General features: G+C 41.2%; 23 protein-coding genes. 19 read left to right on the top strand and 4 right to left on the bottom strand.

Features of this window, described 5'->3' with window-relative positions:
* The first annotated feature begins 260 nt into the window (after positions 1 to 260).
* The 15 genes from HXT23_RS05375 to HXT23_RS05305 all read left to right on the top strand — a co-directional run bounded on the left by HXT23_RS05375 (position 261) and on the right by HXT23_RS05305 (position 19,950).
* A complete protein-coding gene (locus HXT23_RS05375) occupies positions 261 to 443 on the top strand; it encodes an antitoxin VbhA family protein (protein WP_016635642.1) in 183 nt (60 codons plus the stop codon).
* Positions 444 to 471: 28 nt separating this feature from the next.
* Positions 472 to 1,194, top strand: coding sequence for a Fic/DOC family protein (locus tag HXT23_RS05370; protein ID WP_119529121.1), 723 nt, complete (start codon positions 472 to 474; stop codon positions 1,192 to 1,194).
* Positions 1,195 to 1,427: 233 nt separating this feature from the next.
* Positions 1,428 to 2,390: a Fic family protein gene (locus tag HXT23_RS05365; RefSeq protein ID WP_422112800.1), complete on the top strand. Its 963-nt coding sequence runs from the start codon at positions 1,428 to 1,430 to the stop codon at positions 2,388 to 2,390.
* 435 nt (positions 2,391 to 2,825) lie between these two features.
* Positions 2,826 to 4,136 carry a Fic family protein gene (locus HXT23_RS05360; RefSeq protein ID WP_016635647.1) on the top strand — a complete coding sequence of 437 codons (1,311 nt, stop codon included), beginning with the start codon at positions 2,826 to 2,828 and terminating at the stop codon, positions 4,134 to 4,136.
* Positions 4,137 to 4,144: 8 nt separating this feature from the next.
* The gene (locus tag HXT23_RS05355; RefSeq protein ID WP_422112799.1) at positions 4,145 to 5,149 is read left to right on the top strand and encodes an FAD:protein FMN transferase; all 1,005 of its coding nucleotides are present in this window, start codon (positions 4,145 to 4,147) and stop codon (positions 5,147 to 5,149) included.
* A 198-nt stretch (positions 5,150 to 5,347) separates the two neighbouring features.
* Positions 5,348 to 6,952, top strand: coding sequence for a type I restriction-modification system subunit M (locus tag HXT23_RS05350; RefSeq protein WP_422112798.1), 1,605 nt, complete (start codon positions 5,348 to 5,350; stop codon positions 6,950 to 6,952).
* Positions 6,949 to 8,133: a restriction endonuclease subunit S gene (locus tag HXT23_RS05345; RefSeq protein WP_016635264.1), complete on the top strand. Its 1,185-nt coding sequence runs from the start codon at positions 6,949 to 6,951 to the stop codon at positions 8,131 to 8,133. The genes HXT23_RS05350 and HXT23_RS05345 overlap by 4 nt, the downstream gene beginning before the upstream one ends.
* A 37-nt stretch (positions 8,134 to 8,170) precedes the next feature.
* Positions 8,171 to 11,458, top strand: a complete 3,288-nt coding sequence (locus HXT23_RS05340) for a type I restriction endonuclease subunit R (RefSeq protein WP_422112797.1) — start codon at positions 8,171 to 8,173, stop codon at positions 11,456 to 11,458.
* A gap of 320 nt (positions 11,459 to 11,778) precedes the next feature.
* Complete coding sequence (locus HXT23_RS05335; RefSeq protein ID WP_422112796.1) at positions 11,779 to 13,536, top strand: FTR1 family iron permease; 1,758 nt, start codon at positions 11,779 to 11,781, stop codon at positions 13,534 to 13,536.
* 74 nt (positions 13,537 to 13,610) lie between these two features.
* Positions 13,611 to 14,243: an iron transporter gene (locus HXT23_RS05330; RefSeq protein WP_004131558.1), complete on the top strand. Its 633-nt coding sequence runs from the start codon at positions 13,611 to 13,613 to the stop codon at positions 14,241 to 14,243.
* Between the two features lie 131 nt (positions 14,244 to 14,374).
* On the top strand, positions 14,375 to 15,646 hold the full coding sequence (locus HXT23_RS05325; RefSeq protein ID WP_422112795.1) for a Fe-S-containing protein: 1,272 nt from the start codon (positions 14,375 to 14,377) through the stop codon (positions 15,644 to 15,646).
* 12 nt (positions 15,647 to 15,658) lie between these two features.
* A complete protein-coding gene (locus HXT23_RS05320; RefSeq protein ID WP_422112794.1) occupies positions 15,659 to 17,071 on the top strand; it encodes an ABC transporter permease in 1,413 nt (470 codons plus the stop codon).
* Entirely contained in the window at positions 17,061 to 18,350 is a 1,290-nt protein-coding gene (locus tag HXT23_RS05315; protein ID WP_116285443.1) for an ABC transporter permease, read from the top strand. Before HXT23_RS05320 ends, HXT23_RS05315 begins: the two co-directional genes overlap by 11 nt.
* Positions 18,351 to 18,425: 75 nt before the next feature.
* Positions 18,426 to 19,271: an ABC transporter ATP-binding protein gene (locus HXT23_RS05310; protein ID WP_205727580.1), complete on the top strand. Its 846-nt coding sequence runs from the start codon at positions 18,426 to 18,428 to the stop codon at positions 19,269 to 19,271.
* Between the two features lie 55 nt (positions 19,272 to 19,326).
* Positions 19,327 to 19,950 carry an FMN-binding protein gene (locus HXT23_RS05305; protein ID WP_016807341.1) on the top strand — a complete coding sequence of 208 codons (624 nt, stop codon included), beginning with the start codon at positions 19,327 to 19,329 and terminating at the stop codon, positions 19,948 to 19,950.
* An 11-nt stretch (positions 19,951 to 19,961) separates the two neighbouring features.
* Here HXT23_RS05305 and HXT23_RS05300 read toward each other — a convergent pair whose 3' ends face one another.
* Positions 19,962 to 20,198, bottom strand: a complete 237-nt coding sequence (locus HXT23_RS05300) for a hypothetical protein (protein ID WP_016833933.1) — start codon at positions 20,196 to 20,198, stop codon at positions 19,962 to 19,964.
* A 259-nt stretch (positions 20,199 to 20,457) separates the two neighbouring features.
* Between HXT23_RS05300 and HXT23_RS05295 the strand changes: the two genes are divergently transcribed.
* Positions 20,458 to 20,805 (top strand): hypothetical protein, encoded by a 348-nt coding sequence (locus HXT23_RS05295; RefSeq protein WP_032815943.1) that lies wholly within the window; start codon positions 20,458 to 20,460, stop codon positions 20,803 to 20,805.
* 25 nt (positions 20,806 to 20,830) lie between these two features.
* Here the strand turns inward: HXT23_RS05295 and HXT23_RS05290 are convergent, their stop codons facing one another.
* Positions 20,831 to 21,334 carry a hypothetical protein gene (locus HXT23_RS05290; protein ID WP_116285449.1) on the bottom strand — a complete coding sequence of 168 codons (504 nt, stop codon included), beginning with the start codon at positions 21,332 to 21,334 and terminating at the stop codon, positions 20,831 to 20,833.
* 193 nt (positions 21,335 to 21,527) lie between these two features.
* Between HXT23_RS05290 and HXT23_RS05285 the strand changes: the two genes are divergently transcribed.
* The 3 genes from HXT23_RS05285 (at position 21,528) to HXT23_RS05275 (ending at position 23,937) form a co-directional block, all read left to right on the top strand.
* Positions 21,528 to 22,268, top strand: coding sequence for a response regulator transcription factor (locus tag HXT23_RS05285; protein WP_422112793.1), 741 nt, complete (start codon positions 21,528 to 21,530; stop codon positions 22,266 to 22,268).
* Positions 22,262 to 23,494, top strand: a complete 1,233-nt coding sequence (locus HXT23_RS05280; protein ID WP_016807336.1) for a hypothetical protein — start codon at positions 22,262 to 22,264, stop codon at positions 23,492 to 23,494. The genes HXT23_RS05285 and HXT23_RS05280 overlap by 7 nt, the downstream gene beginning before the upstream one ends.
* 155 nt (positions 23,495 to 23,649) lie before the next feature.
* Positions 23,650 to 23,937, top strand: a complete 288-nt coding sequence (locus tag HXT23_RS05275) for an addiction module antidote protein (RefSeq protein WP_422112792.1) — start codon at positions 23,650 to 23,652, stop codon at positions 23,935 to 23,937.
* Positions 23,938 to 24,144: 207 nt separating this feature from the next.
* Here the strand turns inward: HXT23_RS05275 and HXT23_RS05270 are convergent, their stop codons facing one another.
* Together HXT23_RS05270 and HXT23_RS05265 are read right to left on the bottom strand one after the other, a co-directional pair.
* Positions 24,145 to 25,317, bottom strand: a complete 1,173-nt coding sequence (locus HXT23_RS05270; protein ID WP_016800022.1) for a hypothetical protein — start codon at positions 25,315 to 25,317, stop codon at positions 24,145 to 24,147.
* A gap of 34 nt (positions 25,318 to 25,351) precedes the next feature.
* Positions 25,352 to 26,005: a response regulator transcription factor gene (locus tag HXT23_RS05265; RefSeq protein WP_016635753.1), complete on the bottom strand. Its 654-nt coding sequence runs from the start codon at positions 26,003 to 26,005 to the stop codon at positions 25,352 to 25,354.
* Positions 26,006 to 26,013 lie beyond the last annotated feature (8 nt).

Below are 26,013 nucleotides of genomic sequence, written 5' to 3'. Positions count from 1 at the left end.
CGTCTTGTGTAAAATCCAAAGTTTGAGTTATCAATGACTTAAACTTACGAAAAATAAAAGTTTAGGTTATGAATGACTTAAACTTGTAAAAAGTGGATTTTGTTGCGACTTCTATTTGCGTTCACACTCGAAGGCCCTTTCGTATTATGTTTATTGCGTTTTTTGATTGCGTTCTGTTTATTGCACATAAATGCATTGCGAATAGTAAAATAGTTGGTAGTTATTTTTGATTTGAGAGCGGGTGTTGGCAGGGAGTAGAAATGATTGATAAAGAAACGCAAAAGTTCCGACTGGAAAACGTTGCAATAGCATTATCTTCAGCAAAATTAGAGGGTGGTACGGTCTCTTCTGCATGCTTGGCTGATACAAGAAAATATATTCGCGGTTCTATAAGCGCAGATGAGCTTATATCTCTAACTCGTAAGCGTTACGGTCTAGAATAATCAATCTTAACTTGTTCAAGGATTAATCATGGTTGATGAAGTTTTTGACCCATATCTTATTCCTCATACGCGAGTGCTGAAGAACAAACTTAATGTACAAACTCAGGAAGATCTTGATTTCTTTGAAAACGATTTAGTTTCAGTCCGTAGCTATAAGTTGTACGAAAACTTGCCGCATGCAGAAGGCACTGTTAGGCAATTGCAGTGGATTCATCATTATCTTTTTCAAGATGTTTACGATTGGTCTGGTCAGATTCGTACTATAGACATGACTAAAGGTGGTGGCGAGCCGTTTCATCCGCTTGAATACATGGGCGTTGGGATTCGTTACTGTGAGCAAACGCTTAAAAATGATAATTTATTGCAAGGTTTATCTATTGATGATTTTATTAGTAAGCTAAGCGTAAATTATAATAATTTTAATGTTTTGCACCCATTTCGTGAGGGCAATGGCAGAACGCAGCGTGTTTTTTGGGATATTGTTGCGCGAGATGCTGGATATCATTTCGATTGGGGTTTAATAACGCAGCGCATTAACGACAAGGCTTCGATTCGGGCTAAAGATGCTAACGATACTAAGCTTCTTGAAGACATGTTTCGCATTATTACAAAGCCACTGAATGTTGAGCTTTTAGCTCAGCAGCAGTTTGCGCATCTTGTTGAAGAAGAATACGAATACGCGCCGAATGTGGCTAGTGTTTTGCAAGATAAGGATTACGCGGCGTATAAAACGCGTTACGGCATAGATTGAATGTAACGCTTGCATATTGCTAACGCTGGTGTCTTGGTTATTTCTTTTTTGATGCATATTTTCTTTTGCGCAAAATCACAAATCTTTACTTTTGCGTGCGTAAAATCGCAATTATCTTTACTTTTGATGTTGATTATGGGAAAATAAGTAAAGATTTTAGTGTGTGAGTATGTAAATTCGCAATAATTCATCTCAATAAAGCAGGGTAAGCAGAAGAAAGAGAAGCGTTAAAAATGTATGATTACACGGGATTTAACAACAGGCTGCGTGAAAAAGGCGTTAAAAAATCGCAGTTAGCAGCCGAGTTGCATATTTCTTCTCGTACGATTGCAAAAATCTCAAAAGGTGAAAAACTATCAAATTTAGTAATCGCAAAAATCAGCAATTATTTACAATGCAAGCCAAGTGAATTGTATTGCGTAATTTCAAGTAACCCTATTTTGCAAAGGCTTAGGGAAGAAAAGGCACATCGTATTCCAGGCGGAATTTATCACGAGCTTCAAATTCGCATGACGTACAACTCGAATCATATTGAAGGAAGCCAGCTAAGTGAAGATCAAACTAGGCGAATTTTTGAAACTAATACTATCGGCTCCGAAGAAAAAGCTGATGGTGTAGTCGATAGCGCGGATTCAAGCGTTGGCGTAGTAGAGAATACGGGTATTAAGGTTGACGATATTGTTGAAACAGTGAATCATTTTCGCGCGATTGATTACTGTATTGACGTTGCTGAAGAGCCTCTTAGTGAAGACATGATTAAGCGTTTACATTTGCTGCTTAAACGCGGAACAAGTGACGAGCTTCTGCCTTGGTTTCGTGTGGGTGATTACAAGTTGCGTGCGAATGTTGTAGGCGGTGTGCAAACGTGCGAGCCAGAAAAAGTGCATAATGAGATTAGCAGGTTGTTGGCAGAATACCTTGCTAAAACTGATTTGCAGCTAGAAGATATAGTTGATTTTCATTACAGATTTGAGCGGATACATCCCTTCCAGGATGGTAATGGCAGAGTTGGGCGTTTGATTGCTTTTAAGGAATGCTTAAAGCATAATATTGTGCCGTTTATTATTGAGGATAGAAAGAAATATTACTATTATCGCGGCCTCAAAGAATACAGCAATGAGCGCGGATTCCTAGTTGAAACTTGCTATGATGGTCAAGATACGTTCCGCGCGCTGTTGAAGCTTTTTGGGTTGTGACGCGAGCTTTTGTAAAGAGACTGTATTGTGTAACGTATGTGTGGCGTGGTAGCGTGTTTCATACGATTTGAAAACGAAAGTTTTGCGGGCGATGCATTTATGCGTCGCCCGATTTTTTTCACTTACCATCAGCTACGCCGAAACGAGTGGCGTGATGTTGCCGATGCTATCAATATTTCTATAGTGCGTTTTTGCGAAAATGTCGGTATAGACGAATGTTTTTTACTCGCTATGCCTTCATTTTGGCAAAATGTAGGTATAGAATAGATTTTTACATTAGCTATGCAATCATTTTGTGATAAATGCATTATTTGCGTATAGGCAAAGATATCGCAAGCAAGATATAGCAAGCAAAATATTGCAAGACATTACTACAAAATCTTCAATAACGTAAACGCAATAATGTAAACGCAATAACATAAATGGAGTCGCATTATGGATTACAAAACAATACGCAAAATAGTTGCAATGTCTAAAAGTAATGCAAAACCTTGTGATATTGCGGAAGAAGAGTATTGCTTGCGCATTGATAATCCTGCAACGTATCGTTCTGGAATCGTATTTGACGCTCATGAAATTTTTGCAATGTGTGTAACGGATCTTGTGACGCACATGAATGATATTGCGTATGCTGAAAAAGCGGTTGAAAAAGCGTGGAGCAGGTTGCCGCGGTTTGCTCAGCGCGAGTATTTAATGCAACTTATTGCAAAAGAAGTGCAAAATACCAACATTATTGAAGGTGTTCACAGTACTAGAAAAGAGCTTTCCAAAGCGCTTGCTGCTGCGAGTGAGCAGAATAAGCATACGCGTTTTAGTGAATTTACTAAGCTTTTTCTTGAGCTTGCAGATTCTAAAGAAAAGTCGGTTGCGGAATCTGTTGTGGATTTGAATGTAAAGTCAGTTGCAGACTCCAATAAGAATGGCACTTCAATTCCGCAAACATTGCAAGATATACGAAAAATCTACAATAGCATTATGCAGTGCGAATTAGAATCAGGTGATATTCCAGATGGTGAGATTTTTAGGAGTGGAAAAGTAAGTATTCGTGATGGCGCAAATAATGTAGTGCACGATGGCGATGCAACGGAAGCAGAAATTCAAGATCATTTAACGCAGATGTTGAGTTTGATGAATAGTAACAAAGTTCCAACGCTTATTAAAGCGTGCATGTGTCATTATGCTTTTGAGAGCGTGCACCCGTTTTATGATGGAAACGGCAGAACTGGGCGGTTTTTGCTTGCTTTGCAATTGCACGAGCAGCTTTCGATGCCAACAATTTTGAGCTTAAGCTCTGTAATTTACGCAGAGAAATCTGGATACTATGCCGCTTTTTCTAAAGCTCAAGAACTGTTTAATTGCAATGATTTAACTATGTTTTGCTGCACAATGTTGAAATATATTAAAAAAGCACAGAACGAAGTATTCAACAATATTGTTTTGCAATTAAAACAGATTATTTACTGCATGAATAAGCTGTTCAAGTTTTCCAAAAAAACAGCGATTTCTAAAGTTCAGTACGAAGTTATGACCATTTTGTTGCAAAATAAGCTTTTTTCGTATAATCCAACTCCAATGACTCGCAAGCAATTAAGCGAATACGTTGGAAACGCAATTGATGAGCAGGTTGGTGAGAGAAAGATTGTGAGCGCGCTTAACGGTTTGATTGAGCTTGGAATGGTTGATTCTATTGGCGAACGCCCTATTAGGTATGAGCTTTCTAAAAAAGCGAATGAAATGTTTGCGTGAGGCAAATAATGTTTGGGAATGTGACGGCTTTTGAGCGCGCGCTTGGAACGGGGATTATTATCTCTAGCAGCGTGCCGATTTCGCAGCGCGTGCAGAAGCGGATTCGCGCTTTTGTTGAAGAGTATGAATCGGTGCTTTCGCGCTTTCGTGAAGATTCGCTAGTTTCGCGTATGGCTCGTGCGGAGCATGGCGGCGAGTTTGTGTTTCCAGCATGGGCTGGGCCACTTTTTGCACTTTATAGCGAGTTTTACGCTGCTACTCGCGGAGCTTTCGACGCGTGCATTGGTGCGGATCTGCTTGCGCTTGGCTACAACAATTCTGTGAAATTCGTTCCAGAGTCGGCAGCTAGCGCGAGTTCTAATATAGGCAGTTGGGCTAATTATCGTCGAGCTCTTCCAGTTACGTGGTCGGATATTTCGCAAGGTGGCGGCAGCACAACGCTTTGCACAAATCAGCCAGTGCAGCTTGATTTTGGTGCAGCGGGTAAGGGCTATTTTGCAGATCTTGTAACACAGATTATTAAAGAGGAGCTTAGCGGAGATTCGCATGCGGATTTTGATTTTTTGGTAAACGCAGGCGGAGATATGCGCGCTTGCTTTAGCAAAGAGAATAGTCAAATAAAAGTGGCTCTGGAAAATCCTTTTGACACAACTCAAGCAGTTGGAGTGGCATCAATCACGAGCGGAGCGTTGTGTGCATCGTCTAATGCAAGAAGGCGTTGGAAAGTAAAAGATGCAAGTGGCTTTGAGTCTAATTTAATTGCGACTCACTTAATTAATGCGCTTGACGGCATTCCTGCTTGCGATTTATGCGCAAGTTGGGTGTATATTCCTGCTAAAACTTGCGATTTTCCAACGGCTTATGCCGATGCGCTCGCAACTGCGTTGTTTGTATCGAAAGAAAGCGATTTGCAAAAAATCGTGCAAAATGTCGGCGCTGAGTTTGCTGTAATGCTGCCAAATCATGCGCTTCGCAAAACGTGTGCTTTCCCAGCGCGCTTTTTTGCTGACTAATGCGGGGACTAATGTCCAATAATGACTATGCGAGCTATCTTGCTTGCAAGAATCGAATCTAGGCTAAGCGATGCGAGTAGCGTTGCTGCTGATTGTGCGCGTTTACAGTAGAATATTAAAGAACGCTTATTTAATTATTGCGTTTATTTAATTATGGCGCATACGCGTGCAGAAATTGCACAAATAGGGAGCAGCAAAATGGACACTCGCAAAGAAGAAGAACGCGCGGAATTGCATCGCACGATTTGGAAGATTGCCGACGATTTGCGAGGTTCAGTTGATGGTTGGGACTTCAAAGCATACGTATTGTGCACAATGTTTTATCGCTATATTTCCGAGAATTTATGCGATTATATTAATAAAGATGAGCATGAATCTGAAGGCGGAGATCCAAACTTTGATTATGCAAAAATAAGCGATGAAGATGCAGAGCCTCTTCGCGGTGACATGATTAGTGAAAAAGGCTTCTTTATACTTCCTAGCGAACTGTTTTGCAATGTGCTTAAGAACGCTCCTCAAGATAGCAATCTGAACGAAACATTAAGCCGCGTGTTCCGCAATATTGAAGCTTCTTCTCAAGGCACTGATTCGTCTGGCGATTTTAAGGGATTATTCTCCGATTACGATGTGAATAACATTAAGCTTGCAGACACTGTTGAAGGCCGCAATAAGCGTTTTGTTAAGTTATTACAAGTGATTAGTGAGATGAAGCTTGGTAGCGTAAACAACAACGTGATTGAGGCTTTTGGTGACGCTTATGAGTATTTAATGGGCTTGTATGCGTCGAACGCTGGCAAGTCTGGCGGCGAATACTTTACGCCTGCAGAAGTCTCAATGCTGCTCACGCGCCTTGGAACAGTTGGAAAATCAAGTATTTCCAGCGTGTACGACCCCGCATGCGGATCCGGCTCGCTTCTTTTAAAGGCCAAAAAAGTGCTAGGCATTGAAAACATTAATGGCGGTTTTTATGGTCAAGAAAAGAACGTTACTAGCTACAACTTGTGCCGCATGAACATGTTTTTGCACGATGTGAATTTTGATAAGTTTACTATTACGTGCGGCGATACCCTTATAAATCCGCAAATCGATGCTAATGAAAAGTTTGAGCTAGTTGTTTCTAATCCTCCTTATTCTACGAGTTGGGAGGGGGATTCTAATCCGTGTATGATTAACGATCCTCGTTTTGCTCCAGCTGGAGTTCTTGCTCCAAAAAGCAAGGCAGACATGGCATTTGTTTTGCACTGTTTAGCGCATCTGGCGGAAGATGGTGCTGCTGCAATTGTTTGCTTCCCTGGGATTATGTACCGCGGCGGAGCCGAGCAAAAGATTCGCCAATATTTAGTTGAGCGTAATGCTGTTGATTGCGTGATTCAGCTTCCAAGTAACTTATTCTTTGGCACTTCGATTGCTACGTGCATTATGGTTTTGCGTAAAAACAAGCGGAATGATACTTCTATATTGTTTGTTGATGCTAGCCGAGAGTTTGTAAAGTCAACGAATAGTAACAAGCTTTTGGATGAGAACATTGAGCAGATTGTTAAGTGGTACACTTCTAGGCAAGATGTGGAGCATATTGCGCATGTAGCGTCTTTGGAAGAAGTGGAATCCAATAAATACAATCTTTCGGTTTCCACATATGTTGAAGCGGAAGATACTCGCGAAAAGATTGATATTACGGAGCTTAACGCGCAAATTGCGTCGGTTTGCGCTCGCGAGCAAGAGCTACGCGAACAAATTGAGAAGATTGTAAGCGAGATTGAAGCTGGCAGCGTTAACTTTGATAATAGCGAGGTGGCTCAATGACTAGCAAGCTTGAGGAGTTAATCGCTGAGCTTTGCCCGAATGGTGTGGAGTATAAGACTATCCAAGAAGTCTGCGTTAATATTTGTTCTGGAGGAACGCCAAAAACATCTATATCTGAATATTATGGTGGAGATATTCCTTGGGTAAGAACTCAAGAGGTTGATTGGAATTATATTTATGATACCGATGTAAAAATTACGGAAGAGGGTTTAGCTAATTCTTCTGCAAAATGGATTTCGGCGAATTGCATTATTGTCGCAATGTATGGTGCAACTGCGGCTAAAGTGGCAATTAATAAGATACCCGTTACAACCAATCAAGCTTGCTGTAATTTGGAAATCAATGAAAATATAGTGTTGATTAGATATGTATATCATTTTCTTTGCAATGAATATGAGAACTTGAAAGGTATGGGGCAAGGATCACAATCAAACATTAATGCTCAAATGATAAAGAACTACAAGCTACCCGTCCCTCCTCTGGAGGCACAACGTGAAATCGTCCGCATATTGGACAATTTCACAGAGCTTACAGCAGAGCTTACAGCAGAGCTTACAGCTCGTAAAAAGCAATACGAGTATTATCGAGATACGCTGCTTACATTTGACGACAACAATCCTCTTCATTCGTTTATCTCGCGCTACTGCCCAAACGGTGTGGAGTATAAGAAGATTGGCGAGATTGCTAACTATGAGCAGCCGACGAAATATATAGTAAAAAGTACAGAATATAATAATTCTTTCGCTACTCCAGTATTGACTGCTGGACAGAGCTTCATACTTGGATATACAGATGAGCTAGATAATATTTATTTAGCATCAAAAGATAATCCTGTAATTATTTTTGATGATTTTACTGGTGCGATTCAATGGGTTGATTTTCCATTTAAAGTTAAATCATCTGCTATGAAAATGATTACAGCGAAGCCTAATGTGTTAATACGATATTTATACCATTGGATGGCACTTCTTGGATTTTCTTCTTCGGAACACAAACGTCTTTGGATTAGCACATATTCTAATTTTGAAATCCCAGTGCCGCCGCTTGAGGTTCAAGCGGAGATTGTGCGGATTTTAGATACGTTTACAGAGCTTACGGCAGAGCTTACGGCAGAGCTTACAGCTCGTCGCAAGCAATACGAGTACTATCGCGATCAACTCCTAACCTTCAAGCGTGCGTAATTAAAAAATGTGAGTAAGTAAGAAAGAAGGAAGCAAAATGAAAATCGTGTTAGAGAATCAAGATAGCACTGTAATGTCTACGTTTACGCCGAGTGCGCGCAATAACGGCAACTATCAAAGCGAAGCGCAACTCGAAGAAGAGTTCATTAACATTTTGCAATCCCAAGGCTACGAGTATGCTCATATTCACAACGAGAAAGATCTTATAACAAACCTTCGAGTGCAAATCGAAAAGCTCAACGACTATCATTTTTCAGATGGCGAGTGGGAAAGATTTTTCAAAGAAAATATTGCAAACAGCACTGACGATATAGTTAAGAAAACAGATGCTATTCAGCGAGATAACGTTAAAATACTCAAAAAAGATGACGGCACAGATAAGAACATTACTATTATTGACAAAGAAAATATTCACAAGAATATTGTGCAAGTAATCAATCAGTATGCTGTTAACGCAAACAATAATGATGCAAATGGCCCTGCGCGTAGCAATCGTTACGATGTGACTGTTCTAGTAAACGGCTTGCCAATGGTTCACATTGAGTTAAAGCGCAGAGGCGTGCCTATTAGAGAAGCGTTCAATCAAATTAATCGTTATGCTCGCGACTCATTTTGGGCTGGAAGCGGACTATTTGGATACGTGCAAATTTTCGTAATCTCAAACGGCACTGAAACAAAGTATTACTCTAACTCAACTCGCAATAATGCTTACAAAGAGCAGAAAAGTAAAGGATCTAGCAAAAGCACAACAAGTAACAGTTTTGAATTTACAAACTATTGGTCCGATGCTCAAAACACTATAATCTCCGACTTATGCGATTTTGCTAGAACCTTCTTTGCAAAGCACGTAATTCTTAACATTCTTACAAAATATTGCGTTTTTAATGCAGAAGATTGCTTGATGGTTATGCGTCCATACCAGATTACTGCAGCAGAAAACATAGTGAATCGCGTAAAATACATGTTTGCTAATGCGAGCAAAATGCCAGCATCAGAGCGTCAAAAGGGTGGTTATGTTTGGCATACTACTGGATCTGGCAAAACGCTAACTAGCTTCAAAACATCGCAGCTAGTAAAAGCTTTGAAAGACATAGAAGGCAAGAATCTTGTTGACAAAGTTTTGTTTGTTGTAGACCGTAAAGATCTTGACTATCAAACAATGAGAGAATACGACAGGTTTGAAAAAGGAGCCGCAAATAGTAATACTTCAACATCTGTGCTTACAAAACAGCTAGAAGACAATACGGAAGAATGCAGGCTTATTATAACCACTATTCAAAAGCTTAGTAGATTTATAAGCAGCAACCCGAGCCATGAAATTTACAAAAAACGCATAGTGTTTATTTTTGACGAATGCCACCGAAGCCAGTTTGGAGGCATGCATGCAGATATTGTAAAGCACTTTAAAAATGCTCTGCTTTTTGGGTTTACTGGCACGCCAATTTTTGAAGCGAACGCTGCTGGCTCCGACGCTGCGCATATTTCTACAACCGAGCAAACCTTTGGGCCTTGCTTGCACACGTACACAATCATTAACGCGATTAACGATAAAAATGTGTTGCCATTCCGCGTGGAATACGTTGCTACTGTAAAAACATCGAGCGAGCTGGAAAAAGCAACCGATGAATTGGTTAAAGATATTAATCGATCAGATGTAATTAAGCACCCGGAGCGCGTGCATAATGTTGTTCAATACATTATTGAGCATTTTACTCAAAAAACGTATCGCAACGAGAAAACTTACAAATACAAGCGCATTATTAACGTTAAAGAACTTGCTGCAGATAAGCATAATACTTTAGAGACTAAAAAATCTTCTGAAGAAGTTGACATAAACGGCTTTAATTCAATCTTTGCTGTTGCAGACATTCCTCTTGCAAAAGCGTATTACAACGAGTTCAAAAAGCAGCAGCAAAATCTGCCTCCAAGCGAACGCTTAAAAGTAGCAACTATTTTCAGCTATGCAGTAAACGAGGGTGAGTCAGATTCTTCGGCGTACGCCAACGGCATGGGTTCTCTCGGAGAAGAAAATTCAGAAAGCACGGCAAATCTAGACGCAAATTCGCAAGAATTCTTGGAAAGTGCAATAAAAGACTATAACGAAATGTTTAATACTGCGTATGATGCGTCAAATAACAAATTTCAAAACTATTACAAAGACGTTTCAATTCGCATGAAAAATAAGGAAATTGACGTTTTGATTGTAGTCAACATGTTTCTAACTGGTTTTGATGCAACAACTTTGAACACGCTTTGGGTAGATAAAAATCTTCGCATGCACGGGCTTATTCAAGCGTTTTCGCGCACAAATCGAATCTTAAACTCCGTTAAAACATTCGGAAACATTGTGTGCTTTAGGGATTTGAGTTATAGAGTTGACGAAGCGGTAGCTCTTTTTGGAGATAAAGATGCGCAAGGTATTGTGCTTTGCCCTACGTTTGAGCAGATTTACAACGGTTATATTGATGCTAAAGGAATTGAGCGTTGTGGATACAGCGATTTAGTAAATGAGCTTATGGAAAAGTATCCGCTGCAAGGATTCAACATTGTTGGAGAAGAGAATCAGAAAAAGTTTATATCGCTTTTTAGCAATATTTTGCGCTTGCGTAACATGCTGAAAGCTTTCGATCAATTTGAAGGCAACGAGATAATCAAAGAGCGCGATATGCAAGATTACTTGGGGCATTACCAGGATTTGCATGAAGAGTGGAAGCGCAAAGAGCAAAAAGGCGAGGTCGCCGACATTACGGATGACGTTGTGTTTGAGATGGAGCTTGTGCGCCAAGTAGAAGTAAATATTGACTACATTTTGATGTTAGTAGAACGTTACCATAGCAAGCATTGTAAAGATAAAAATGTTCTTGCCTCTATTAGGGTGGCGGTTGACTCTAGCCCGCAGTTGCGTAGTAAAAAGAAGCTTATTGAAGGGTTTATTGCGCAGCTTAACGAGAATGAGCTTGGGAAGCTTGTGGATTCTGAAGGTAACATTACCGTTTACGATTCTAACGGCAACAAGTTGAGCATTGTTGATTGCTGGAGCGAGTATGTTGAGAAAAAGTATAATCATGATTTGGAGCAACTCGTGCAAAGCGAAGGATTAAACGATGCTTTGACTCGCAAGTTTATGGAGAAATCTTTTAGCGCTGGCGAAGTAAGTGAGCTTGGTACAGACATTAATGATTTAATGCCTAGAATGAGCAGATTTGGCGCTGCGGCTAAGGCGCGCGCTGAGAAGAAAAGTCGCATTGTAGAAAGTATGAGAAACATGTTTAATGAGTTTGTTGGGCTTATTGGCTTTTCTCAATACGATTCGCAAAAAGATTGATAATTATCGTTATCAATATCATTTTTGTAATATTTGCGAGTTTTTTGCGCTGAACTATATCAATCTACTTGATATATCGATATTATGTTGATGGGGTTACTTGCGAGGCGACTTCAAATATAACAAAACGGAACAAGTTCTAGCAAAACAGAATAACCGCGTAGAAATCGCCAAAAAATTTGAACGATTAAAACTGAAAACTGAAAACTGAAGCTAAAACTTAAAGATAAAAGCTCCAGCAAAACTAAAAAATAGAACGAAAATAAAAGAAGTTGGGTGCGCTCGATGGGGATTAGAGCCAAAGGAGATATGGAGACATTATGCACGCGTGTGCAAAAGCGCGCCAAAAAGCACAGCAAGTGTATGCATTTTTACTTGCTATATGCATTTTTGTAAGTTGCGCAATAGGGTTTGCTGGTGTTGCTGGGTTTGCTGGAATTGCTGGGCTAATCGCAGCTCCAACGCCTGCTTATGCTACGGATGCCAATAAAACATACAACACTTGGTCGGAAGTTTCTTTAGCTATTAAAAGTCAGCTAGAACAAGGCAAAAGCGAGTATGCAAACGCAAATATGGCAGGAGCGGCAACCAGGTTTCAAGCTGCATACAACTCTGTTTATGTAGCTTCAAACATGATTACAGTTGTGCGAGATACGATTAGTCAGAATAAAGTTCAATCGCAAAGTGATCAATTCCAACAGTTACAAACGTTGGTGTATCAACAAAATCAGTCCGCGCAAATTAGTGAAGTCGTATCTGCTCTAGAAGCAGACGTTGCGCAAACAGCATCTCAATTAGACTCAAACACAAATCTAGATAAGCCGAATGTTTATGCATCCAAATTGCGCGCGCAGATCGCAAAAGAACGCAAAAAGCTCGATGCTGCAAAAAAGAAGAATCTTGGACGAAACGGCAGAACTTGGAGTCAAGTAGCGCAAGAAATGAACGTTATACTCGACAAATCTGCATCAACGTATAAAGCAGCAAAAGCAAATAAGCAAGAAGTTGCAAAAGCTGTTGATTTAGTGAACGAAGCCTATTACCAGTATTACGAAAAGCTCGGTTTCGAGAAGAACGTTATGAACGCAATAAGCGGAAGCCGAGTAAGCACTGTTGAATATCAATTCAAAGAGTGCAGGCAAGCTATGAACAATGGCAAATCATTTGCGCAAACAAAAAAGCTGTTTACAGATCTTAAGTCAATGCTTATTGAAGATGCATCTAAGCTAGACGGCGGAGCAGCGGCTAATGCCAATGTGTTTATGCAATTTATAACAAGCTCCTTTGGTCAGGCTTTTATAATCTTGCTTCGCGAAGGGTTGGAAGCGCTGCTGGTTGTTGCTGCAATAATCGCGTATCTTATTAAATCTGGGCACAAGCACATGGTTAAGTACATTTACATGGGTCTTGTTGCTGGAATTGCGGCGTCGCTTGTTGTTGCTGCTCTATTTGGATTGTTATTCAATGGCTCTGGACCGCAGCAAGAGATTACGGAAGGCGTTGTGGCGCTGTTTGCAATGCTTATGCTGCTGTACACAAGCAATTGGATGATTTCAAGATCTTCTGTGCAAGCTTGGAACGAGTATATTCGCAACCAAACAACGGCAGCCGTTTCTAAAGGCAGCCTGATTTCTCTAGCGTTGCTAAGCTTCCTGGCAGTGTTTCGCGAAGGCGCAGAAACTGTGATTTTCTACCAAGCGATTTTTGCTGTATCAAGCGGAGCTGACTCCATGATTTGGGGCGGATTCGTGGCCGCAGCTGCTGTTCTAGTTGTAATCTTCTTACTGATTCGCTTTGCGTCTGTGCGCATACCGATTCGCCCGTTCTTTGCAGGAACAAGCGCGCTTATGTGCATTTTAGTGGTGATTTTTGCTGGCGGAGGTGTGCATGCGCTTATAGAGGGCGATGCGCTCGCTGGCTCGTATATTCAAGGCTTGCCAACTAACGATTGGCTTGGATTCTATCCGTACGTTGAAACGATTTCGGCGCAAGTCGTAGCTGCAATCGTAGTTGTTGCGCTGTTGTGTGTGAGTTTTGTGCGCGCGCGCAAATCGCAAGCAACCGTTGACAACAGTTAACGGATAAGTCAAAACTAAAAATCAAAACTAAAAATCAAGCAATAATAAACAATAACTAATAGAAAAGGTTAGATATGAAGAATAAAAAGATGATGGCAATTGCAGCCTTAGCGCTTGCAGGAATGCTAACACTCACTGGCTGTGGCGCAAACGGAAATGCAGCAAAGTCTGCGTCAAAGCCACAATCATCTGAGCAGAAGGCCGACGATAAGGGCGGAGACAAGGGCTTTGAAGAGGTTCCAGTTGGACCTCACCAAGACCAGAACATTGGCCCGCTTACGATTGGCGCTGTGTACTTCCAGCCAGTCGACATGGTTCCAGCAGGCATGGGCTTAAAGGCAAGCGAGGCAAGCTTCCACCTTGAGGCAGATATTCACGCAAACAAGAAAGGTGCACAGCTTGGCTACGGCAAGGGTGAGTTTATTCCAGATTTGACTGTGAATTATCAAATTATTGATAAGGCGAGCGGCGACGCTGTTGTAAAGGGAACGTTTATGCAAATGAACGCTTCCGACGGCCCACACTACGGCGCAAATGTTAAGCTCGATAAGGCTGGAAACTACAAGTTAGTGCTTTCTGTTGAATCGCCAGAAAAGAAGGGTTGGATGCTTCACGTAGATCCTGCTACGGGCGTGACTGGCCGATTCTGGACTGAGCCGATTACCGCTACATTCGACGATTGGAAGTACACTCCACGTCAGTGGTAATTTTGCCAGTGGTGTTTTTGCCAGTGGTAGTTTTTAAGAATAAAAACAACAAATAAATAATGCATAATGTATAAATAATGCATAATGCATAAATAAAAAACAAAAATCATGTAAACAGCAAAGGAGGGAACATGCTCAGGATGTTCGTTACAGTTCTTCCAGGGCTGCTCCCTCTTGCGCTGCTTACAATGGGATTAAGCGCAACGCTAAGCGTTGGCGAGGGACGAGATAAGCCAATCAGCTCTCGCTGGCGACTTTTCGGCTTGATTTTTGGAACAGTTGCGGCGCTTGTTTTTGCATTTTTGCGCGCAAGCGTGGTGATTAATCAGCGCAATTTTGTGAACCTTCCAGCGCTTTGCATTGCAGTTCCGCTAGATGTTGCAACAATCGCCTGTGTTGGCGCATCTGGCAAAACGGTTGCAAAATGGCGCAAAAATCCGCTGCCCTTGCACATAAGTAATGCAATTGGCGCGCTTTGCCTAGCGTTTACAGTGTTTTACGCGCTCCCAGACGTTATTTTGCAGCTTACGATTTTCGTTGACTCCAGCACTCCTCCGTTTACTTCCGATATGCTTCTTCGCGCGCTAGGATTTATTCTTGGCGCGGCTGCTGCGATTTGCATAAGTCTTATGGTGCGATCTTTGCGCACAACCGCTAGTATTGGCGCCTTTAAAATCGCAATTATTCTAAGCTTAATAATCTTGCTAATTCAGCATTTAACATCTCTGCTGCAAATTATGCAAGGAAGTATTTTGCTGTATATAGACGATTTTTCGTTTAGCATTCTTGTTTGGCTTATAAACAACGCTCCGCTTATGATTATTGCGCAAATTTGCGTGTTTTTGATTCCTGCGTTCGCCTCTCTTGTAATTGGTTTTAAGACGCCTGTAGATGGAGAAAATTCTGCACAAATCCGCGCAAAGCGAGCGTTTAAGCGCAAGTCTAGAAGGTCCGCGCTTGCGGCGCTAATGGCTGCAATCGTAGTAATACTTACGCTTACAGTTGGCGTATCTGTTATGAATATTAAGCCAACGCTTACGCCGCCAGAACCGTACGAGTTGCATGATGGCGTAGCAACAATCAACTTTGTGCAAATTAGCGATGGCCACTTGCATAGATTCCAATACAAAGCTAAAGATGGCACTGTTATGCGCTTTATAATCATCAAGAAAAATGGTGGAGCGTATGGAGTGGGCTTGGACGCTTGTGAAAATTGTGGAGACGCAGGCTACTACGAAAAAGACGGCAAGATAATATGCCGAAAATGCGATGTTGCAATAAATTTGGCGACTATTGGTTTTAAGGGCGGATGCAATCCTATTCCATTCCCATACAAGGCTGGTGGCGGCAAAATTACCATTCACACAGCCGATTTAGACGTGCTTAGCTCGCACTTTAAGTAGGAGTGCTTGCAAATGTTTATGATTCGAATGGTTGCGCGATCTCTTGCAAGGCAGATTAAAAAGCGAGTTCTTATAGCGATTGTTGTGTGCTTGAGTGCGTGTGTAAGCGTTGCAATGCTTAGCGTTGTTTACGACGTTGGAGACAAAATTAACGCGGAGCTTAGCTCTTACGGGTCCAATATTATTGTTCAGCCTAAGTCGAATGCTGTTGTGAACGACTTGTATGCGTCCCGCACAAATTCGGACTATAGTAATTCGCAAACTTTGCAAACTTCTCAAACTTTGGCGGATGCTGAAAGTCAAGAATCTACCGCTTTTTTGAAGGAATCGGATGCTGCAAAAATCAAAATGATTTTTTGGGCATTTAATATAACGAATTTTGCGCCAAAACTAACGATTTATGCAAATCTTAAAGCAAATTCTTCTGCAGAGTCTGCTAATTCTGCTAATTCTTCTTTTGTTAAATCCACTAATTCCGCTAAATCTGCTAATTCAGTAGTCCCGATTGTTGGCACGTGGTTTAATCGCAAGCTTGCGCTCGCTTCTGGAGAGACAACAGTTGTTGGCGTGCAAGGAATGCGGTCTTGGTGGAAGATGCTTGAAGGCAGATTCCCGCGCGATTTTAAGCACGAGGCCGCTGTTGGTGCAAATCTTGCTAAAAGTCATAATCTAAAAGTTGGTCAGCGAATAAAACTAACTCGTTCTGGCAGGCAAATCTCACTTAAAATTGTTGGCATCTACGATTCTGGAGATATCGACAATAACGCGATTTACGCGGATTCCAGCCAGACACAACGCCTTTCCAATAGGCCAAATATGGTTGAGGCGATTGAAGTTAAAGCATTGACTACGCCAGAAAACGATTTAGCGCGTAAAGCGGCGAAGAATCCAGCGGCGCTTAGCCAAGAAGAGTGGGAGACGTGGTATTGCACAGCCTACCCAAGCTCGATTACTTACCAAATTGAAGAAGTGATTCCAGGAGCTGTTGCAAAGCAAGTGCGGCAAGTTTCGGCTATGCAAGGCAGCGTGCTTAACAAGACGCGCGCTGTGATGGTGCTTATGACGGCGCTTAGCTTGGTTGCGGCAGCTGTTGCGGTTGCGAATCTTATGGCGGCTGCGATTTCGGAGCGCTCGGGGGAGCTTGCGCTTCTCAAGGCGCTGGGTGCGCGCGATGGCGCTGTTGCGCGGCTAATGCTTATGGAAACGGCGGTTATTGCGTGCGTTGGTGCGCTTATTGGTATGATTGCAGGCTTTGGCGTTGCGCAAGTGATTGGATTTAGCGTGTTTGGTTCTGCGATTTCGCTTCGACCAATGGTATTTGTGCTGGTGTTTGTGCTTCTTGCGATTACTGTTCTTGCTGCTGCTGGCTCTTCTATTCGCTCTATTTTGCATGTGCGTCCTGCGGAGGTGCTTCATGGGCGTTAAATCTGGTTCGGGTATGACTTCTAATAGCGCAATGTTTGCGACTATGCTTTTTGGCGCGGTTTTTCGCCGAAAGTCGCGTGCGCTTATGGCAGTAGTTGCCACTCTTGTCGGTGCTGCTACGCTGTTTTGTTTGGCTGCAATTTGCATTGTTGTTCCTCAACAAATGAGTGACGAAATGCGCACGTACGGAGCGAATATTATTGTGACGCCGCTTGCAGGCGAGTGGAAAAATGGCATTGATCGCGCAATGGTTTTGCACACTAACGACATGGTTCTTGCAAAAGGTGCTATGCGATCTGCTACGTACCGTTACGAAAATGTGCGCATTAACGCGGCTCCGTACGTGCTTGCTGGAGTGGATGTTTCCGCTGTTAAGTCGCTTAATAAGCATTGGAACGTGGACGGCGCTTGGCCTAGCAGTGGCAACGTTATGGTTGGGCGAGATGTTGCTTCGGCTATGGGATTGAAGATTGGTTCGCGCATTGCAATCGCGTATCGCGCTGGCGATAATTCTTCGGATTCGCACAAGCCAGCGCAAAAGTTGGAAGGTAAATCGCAAGGCAATCAAGCAGATAATCAAGCAGATAAATCTTCCTCAAAAAAGCTTGTTGAAGGCAGAGTTTCCACAGATATTATGGATACTCACGGCACAACTTTCCGCGTTTGTGGCATTTTAGATACGGGAGACGCTGAAGATTCCATGCTTTACGCAACTAACGCGGATTTGCGTGTGCTTACAGGCGTTAAGCGCGGTGCGGACGTGATCGCTTACTCGTCTTCTGCGCCGAACGTAGATGCTGTTGTGCGCAGCATTAACGATATGACTTCTATGCGTGTTCGTGCGCAACAAGTTACTAAAGTCACAGCGGCAGATACTGGCATTATTGCTATGCTTCGCAGCCTATTTTGGATTGTTTCGCTGGTTGTTCTTGCGTTGATGATGGTTGGCGTAAGCACTACGATTTCTTCGATTGTGCAACAGCGCCGAAATGAGATTGGATTGCGCAAAGCTTTGGGTGCGAGCGCTAAGAGCATTGGCATTGAGTTCACTGCGGAATCTGGGCTTTATGGTTTTATTGGCGGAATCTCTGGTACGGCAGTAGGGTATGGATTTGCGCGATTGCTTGCGTCAATGGTGTTTGCGCGAGATTTGAGCGTGAATTGGTGGCTGGTGGCGTTTTCTATTGTGTTTAGCGTTGCAGCGTCTTGCGTTGCTGCGTTGCCGCCTGTTTTGCGCGCTTCAAAAATCGATCCTGCGATTGTGCTTCGAGAAGAATAGCTTTTATAGTGTTTTTAGAGTGATTTTAGAATGTTTTTAGAGTGTTTAGTTAAGGATTTTATTTAAGGATTTAATATGACAGAGAATGTAGAAAATAGGCAGGAAAATACAGATTCCAAGCCAGAAATGCTGTTGACTTTGGACCATGTTTCCAAGATTTACGGCTCTCTTCGCGCTGTTGACGATTTGTCGCTTACTGTGCCGCAAGGCGAGTGGCTTTCGATTGTTGGCTCGAGTGGCTCTGGCAAAACTACGCTAATGAACATTATTGGGTGCATGGACTCGCCGTCTAAAGGCTCTGTTGCTTTGCAAGGCCGCAAACTCGAGGATTTGAACGCGGGTCAGCTTGCAGACGTTCGCAAAAACGTAATCGGTCTTGTGTTTCAAAAGTTTTATCTTGTGCCACATTTAACAGCCGTAGAAAACGTGATGGTTGCGCAATATTATCATTCAGTTGTAGATGAATCGCAAGCAATGGAAGCCTTGGAACGCGTGGGATTAAAGGACCGCGCACATCATTTACCAAGCCAGCTTTCTGGCGGCGAGCAGCAGCGCGTGTGCGTTGCGCGTGCTCTTATTAACTGCCCGAAGTTGCTTCTTGCGGACGAGCCGACTGGTAATTTGGACGAAAAGAATGAGCAGATTGTACTCGACTTGTTTAAGCAGCTTCATTCCCAGGGCACTACGATTATTGTTGTAACGCACGATTCTTTGGTTGCTCAATGCGCGGATCGTGAAATTATGCTCAACCACGGTGTGCTTGTTGGGGAGCGTTGGAATAATGAGGATGCGCGCAAAGCGTACGAGGCGATTGGTGGCAAGCCTGCGTTTACGAGTGCACATGTTGATGAAAGCGTTGCGCAATCTTTGCAAAATCATGAGCCTACTAAGTCGCCTAAATTAGCGAATTTAGATGATTAGTTTTTAGATGATTGGTTGCGTATAGTTTTAATTTAAGATTTAAAGGCGATGATTTATGATTTTAGACAATATGTTTCACAATGTTTCACGCTGCAATAATTTGCGTGATGATTTGAAGTCTAAAAAAATTGCAAAAACGGTTGCTGCGATTGCGGTTTTGGCTAGCTCAAGTGCGTTTCTTGCATCTTGCGGCGAGCCGAGTGCTGTGCCGATGAATGATGAGTTTGCTGGTAATTCTGGTCAAAGCGAAAACGATAGTGGCAATTCTTCAAAATCTTACGATTCTGGAGCTCAGCAATCGCACGCTTCTGCGCAAAGTGAGGATTCACAAAATCAGCAAAATCAGCAAAATTCGCCTAAAACAGACACTGGCAATTACAAAGATGGCGATTACAAAATCAAAGCTAAGTATGGGCCAGTTGCAGAAGATAGCATTGACGTGAATTTAAGCGTTGCAAATGGAAATATTAGCAGTGTGCAAATAACGTCTCATCCGTTTACGCCAATCTCCAAAAAACACATGAGCGCTTTTAGTGAGGCTATTCCAGGAAAAATCGTTGGAAAACCGTTAAAAGATTTGCATATTTCGGTTGTTGCTGGAGCAAGTTGGACTAGTGATGCCTTCAACAAAGCGCTTGACGTTGCTCGCCAAGAGGCTTCAATCGCATCCGCGCAATAATCTTAGCTACCTTACTCTTTGACTTCAAGAATAGTGCCTTCGTCGCGAATCATCGCCGCTGCCATAGCTCCAGTTGCTGCCATAAATGGAATAATCGCATTTCTGTATTCGTTCATGAACTGTGCAAAATCATGATTCCAAGATATAAGCGCAACGTACAAAAGAAGGAATTCGATTGCTGTAAATATTGCCCACTTAAGAATCCAAATAAGCGTTTTTTTAATAAGTTTTATAGAGTCCTTGCTCATGAGTTGTTTCCCTTCCAATTTGCTGTTTTGTTTGTGAGCATTGTAGCTAATTCATGTACATTGCTTATCGTTCGTATGCATTTTGTATTTCTAGTATAAATGCTGCAAGTCTTCGAGAAATACTATGTACTCAGAACTTAGTACTCAAGATTGCACGGAAAATGTTTGTAATTAGACTTAAAGCAACGCACAAATATATTGAAAATATGTGTTGCGAATATAAGTTGTGAATATATTACAAATACAAGGAGATACAAACATGAGTAGCGCAAATATTGGTAGTGTAAGCATGAGTGATTTTGGCATAAACTCTTGGCAGCCAGAAGATAACGTAAACAAAATAGGAAAAGTTTGCGAAAATAGCATTAATCAAATTCAAAAGCAGGAAGATAACTTTGCGGAAAATAGTAGCGAAGAGCTTTCGCAAGATGAAATTGATGAATTAGCTAAGCAATTAGAAGAATTCTTTACAAAATATATTGTGCTAGAAAATGGCTCTTTTGTTGTAAAAGAGGATGCTATTATTGCAGACGGCTATGGCGATTACATAGAATATTTTCGCAATGCTGCAAAAGGATTAAATCTTTCAATGGAAGATCAGCAATAAGCTTAAATCCTTAAAGTCTAAATCCTTAAAAATCGCTTTCATCAATAGGGTGACCTTGTGGGCGCTTTATTACTCGCCATAAAATTACCAATGTTACAACGCCATTTGCAATTCCATAGTAATAAATCCAAGGAACGTGAATAAGCCCACAAATAAAGCATGTAATAATATTTGTTAAATTATTTAGATAATTGCTACGTATTTGCTTATTTTGTGATTCGACTTTTTTGCGCTCTTGCTCAAGAGTAATTATGTAATCTTTGTTGCTTTCTATATTCTCAACATCATTACTTGTTCTGTTAGCGCCTGCGCCATCAATCTTAGATATATTATTTGCGATATACGCATTTTTTTCTTTAATAACGCTTTTACGCAAGAAAAAATATGCATAAGAATACAATGCAACAGAAAGAAGTCCTGGTACAAGCCACAAAACGAAGAAGCCAAAGCTACGCATAAAAGCAGCTGCTGAGGCGAACGCCATCGCAGCTACTTCTGCGGAGTGCAATACTACTAGTCGTTTTGTCATATAATCCTGCTGCAATCATTATTGAAAATGAATTTTCAACGCAACCAAAAGTCACATATTGTTACTTATTATAACCAAATTTGACTTACATGCATTACTTGTAATCATTTATTACTACACGATTTGCTCTACTTTGCGCATGCTTATAAAGTAGAATATAAGAAAAGTAGCATAAGATTGCAAGAAAGCCATTATGCCAAAAACGTATGCAATAGTAGATAACGACCCATTAGTTTTAGCGGTTATGCGAAACGTGCTCAGCAAGCTTTTGCCAAGCGAGTACGCGTGCAAATGGTGCGTAAAATCAGGCGTGCAAGCTTTGAAATATTGCCAAGTAGCAAAAACTACTCCAGATTATATTCTGATAGATATGTCAATGAAAGACATGTCTGGAGTAGACGTAATACGCGCAATTCGCGAGAAAAACAACAGCATTATTCTAATTGGCATGACTTCTTACGATTGTAGATCCTACGCTTCGATGGTTTCGCAAGTTGGCGGGCAAGCAATGGTTGCTAAAGACAATTTCAAAGGGCTAGCAGAAGCTTTGCAATATTGTAATAATCAGCAGGTGTATGGATGCCGTTGTGTTAAAGACGTTGCTTACGATTTTGCTACACCGCAAGAATCTTTTATTAGGCTTTCTAAATCAAGATCGCGCAGCGTTTTGCCGCCTCAAGAACTAAAAATTATGGATCTGCTTGCTAAAGGGTACACAACGAATCAGATTGCGTCTCAACTTTGTCTTATGCCAAACACTATTAACACGCATATTCATAGAATTTACAAAAAATTGCATGTTTCTAACCGAGTGCAAGCAATATCCGCATTTGCTGCAATGCAAAATCGTGAGCAAAATAGCAATATGCAATATTTTAATGATTCGCTGCAAAATCATCCGAATCTTTTGCAAGAAACGGATAATGCATGTTAATGAAAACATTTTCGCGCGTTATTGAGTTGGTTAAAAGCTGGAAAATTCAGCGAACTTTATTCATAATATTGGCGATTCTTGTAGTGTCAATGGATGTGCAATCTTGCAATACAGCTGGTTTGTGGCATAACCCGCAGCAATCTGTGTGCCAATACGTTTGGATGTTCGCAATATTTCTTTTGATCGCTTTTCCTCGTCAAATATCCCTCGTAACTCCGATTTTATATTGCGTAACGTTAGCAGTACCAGGTGTAAATGCAACTTGCTTTCTTTTTTCATTGATCGCTAGCATGTTTGTTGCAGGCTTTTACGATTCGTGGAAGTATTTGCTTTGTGCGTACATAGTTTCGCTGAATATTATGTACTTTGCAAAAATGGCTTACATTCCGCTTACTTTCCCTTGTTTTATTCTTATTTCCATGATTTGCGGTTACGCTTTGCGCAAGTATTTGAACATGTTGGAGGAAAATAATCGCGCAAAAATGGATATTGTGCGCAGTGAGTTCCAGTCTTATATTGCTTCTGTTGCATTGCAATTGCACGACGATGTGAACAATGAGATTACGGATATTACATTGCTTGCGACTGATGCTTTGTTTGCCGAGAAAAGTGATCATACAAAAGAGTCGCTAGAGCAGATTGTTGAGCATTCTCGTAATGCGCTTTCTAAAACGCGACTTGTTATTAACCTACTTGAGCAAGCTGAGCATAAGTATGATGATTCTTTAGATTCAAATATTGCCAGCATTGCTGGCACGCAGTTTATTTATGGTTCTAATGGTAATAATTGCATGACTTTGGCTGATTTTCTATGTAATATTCGCGCACGATTGCAATCTGAGCGTAAGATTTGCGAGCAGCTTGGGTATTATGGCTCTATAACAGTAAATGATGAAAGTTCGGGGAGTGGTGATTTTACTGCATCTGCGACTGTTAGTACTGAAAAAGCTCAATGTGCTATTCGCATGTGCAGCGAGCTGCTTACTAATATTCGCAAGCATTGCAATACTAGCGTTGATTTTTCTATGAATGTTACGGTTGATGAGCGCGAATGCAAAATAATGTGTATGAATTCGATTTCGACGTTGAATAAGTTTGGCGAAAGACTTGTTTTTGGCAAAGGGCTACTATTCCACAAAAAATCTGTGGAACGTTTAGGTGGATCTTTAAGCGCTCAAAAAGATGATGACACTTGGCTGGTCAATGTTGTTATTCCGCTAAACTAGCATCACTCAAATCATGCGTTATCGTGGCAGTTTTTGCAAGATTTGCATTTTCTGCCACGATAACTGTTGTGTATTGCAAAACTGTATCCTACAGGATAAAATATTTTTATGGAGATACTTAAAACAGATGAGTATCGCAATTGGATGAAAAAGAAATGGTAAATATAAGTAAATGGGATGCGAGCGAGTATCTTGAGAACGATGATGATGTTATTTCGTATCTAAATGCTGCAGCAGAACTTAATGATCCTCGCTTGTTGCAAGCTGCTATAGGTGATATTGCAAAAGCTCGAGGAATGAAAGAGATTGCTCAAAAAGCTGAGGTTGGAAGGGAAAGCCTTTATAAAAGCTTAAGACGAGACGGCAATCCTAGCTTCCAAACTATTGCGAAGGTTATTCAAGCGTTAGGTGGACGTATTGCAATAGAACCAGCAAATGCGTGACATACACAGCTATCGTGGCAGTTTTTGCTAGATTTGCAATTTTTGCCACGATAACGTGTATAACATAGCAACGAAACAGTATTCTGCATAACAGATTAACCGCTTACTTGCATCTGCTGTGCAAAGGTTCGTACAAATACTCGATTGAAAAGCGTCCAAGTACTCGATTGAAGCGCAAGAAAGCACAATAAGCATCTTGCGCAATGGCTATTTCTCTGCATGAAGCGGAACGTGTACATTAATAATCCACGAATCGTCATCTTCAATAACTTTAAAAGTTCCGCCAACTCGTTCCGCAAGCAGCTTATGAAAACGCAGTCCATATCCTAATTGCAAGTTAGCAAGAATACCGCGTTGCGCACTATTTATACACGTAATGTGACATTCATTGTCATTAAGTATTACATTCATAGCGTATTCTTTAGGCTTTGCAGCATGCTTTTTTACGTTTGCAAGTAGTTCTCGGCAAATATATTCAATTTGAGCACATTCTTCAAAAGGCAAACGCATTGATTGAGAATCTTCAGCAGTTAAATCACTACTCAAGTCAATGGAACCAATATAGCCAAGCTTTTCAAATGACTTTTGTTCACAGTCAAATAGAGCGCGTAAGCCTGTGCAAAAATCTTTATAACATGTAGTCGATTGCATAACATCGCTAGTGCTTGCAGTTGTAGCATTGTCAAGAAGAGAAATGATATTGCGTGCTTTATAAATAGTTGTAGTAGCACATTGAAGAATCTCTCGCGAATTTTCGTGCTCTTGGTCATGAGTTGTTTGAGGTTCAATAGATTGTTGGGCCATCATCATAATGCTGGAAAGCTCATTAGTTACTTCATCGTGCATGCGAATTGCGGCAATAGTGGCATATTTTTGAAAAACGTTGTAACGCTGCGAAAATAACTGTTCCTGCTGTTGGTGAATAGTAGAAATATAATATTTTACGATTGCGCTAGAAATAAGAACGATAAGAAGCCACCACGCTAACACATAAGCGTTTTGAAAATCGCAGATAATAAAGAACCATGAAGATACTCCGCAAGAAGAAAGCACGGTGTACCAAGGTTGAGTAATTACAGCAATTGCCAAACAGATCAATATGGTAAGCATCATAGATGAGTAGTTGATATTTGGCGCAATAATTACCAACGGCATCCAAATGAGCACAATAAAAGATGCCTTACGCGGCCATATTGCAATACATAAGCAGATTACAATCCATACTATTTCAACTGTAATTGCATGCCAATTAGAGTAGTAATGAAGATTATTATAGGAACAAATTTCAAGAATCAAAGTACAACTTATGATTGCACCAATTCCAATTTTCTGCCAAGCATCATGCGGCAAAAAATTGATCATACGCGTTAATAATTTCATAACTACCTACTTTTACACGTTAATTTCTTACACGTTATATGTCATGCGAGTATTTTGCGAGCGCAGCGAGCGCCTGCATGCGACTTTTAACTTGAAGTTTTCCATAAATACGCCGTAAATGCGTGTTGACTGTTGAAACTTTCACATTAAGCTGATCTGCAATCTCTTTCGTAGAATACCCCTGTTTGCACAAGCGCATAATTTCCGATTCTTGAGGAGACAAAACTGAAGTCTTCGGAAGTTGAGAAATCATATTAAATGATTCTTGCGGAGTGTGAAAATAGTCAATATATTGTGGCAATTCTGGGCACCCGTAGCTTGTTGTGCGCGATTGGATAGCTGCAACTACGTCTGATAAATTGTCTTTATGTATTAACGCTTGACCACCCGACTTAGCAACTTGCAACACGTATTCATCCAGCATGTAGGAAGTAATGCCAATTAAAACAATATTGCTATTGCGCTCGCGAATTGCCTTAATTACATCAACACCACTCATTTCTCTCATTGACATATCTACTAAAAGTACGTCAGGAGTATTTTCTGTAACGCAACGATGAATAGCTTGTTTTGCAGAAGAACACATCCATGCACAAACAAAGTTTTCAGGCAAACGACTTTTTAGAAGAAGTTGCATATATCGCAATACAAGCGTGTCATTATCAACAATTGCGTAAGTAGTGTTCATACAATATA

The organism is Gardnerella sp. DNF00257, assembly GCF_049262745.1.
In the GTDB taxonomy this organism is placed as follows: domain Bacteria; phylum Actinomycetota; class Actinomycetes; order Actinomycetales; family Bifidobacteriaceae; genus Bifidobacterium; species Bifidobacterium piotii.
The sequence above is the reverse complement of the archived record's forward strand: the minus strand, read 5'-3'. Positions and strand labels throughout refer to the sequence as shown.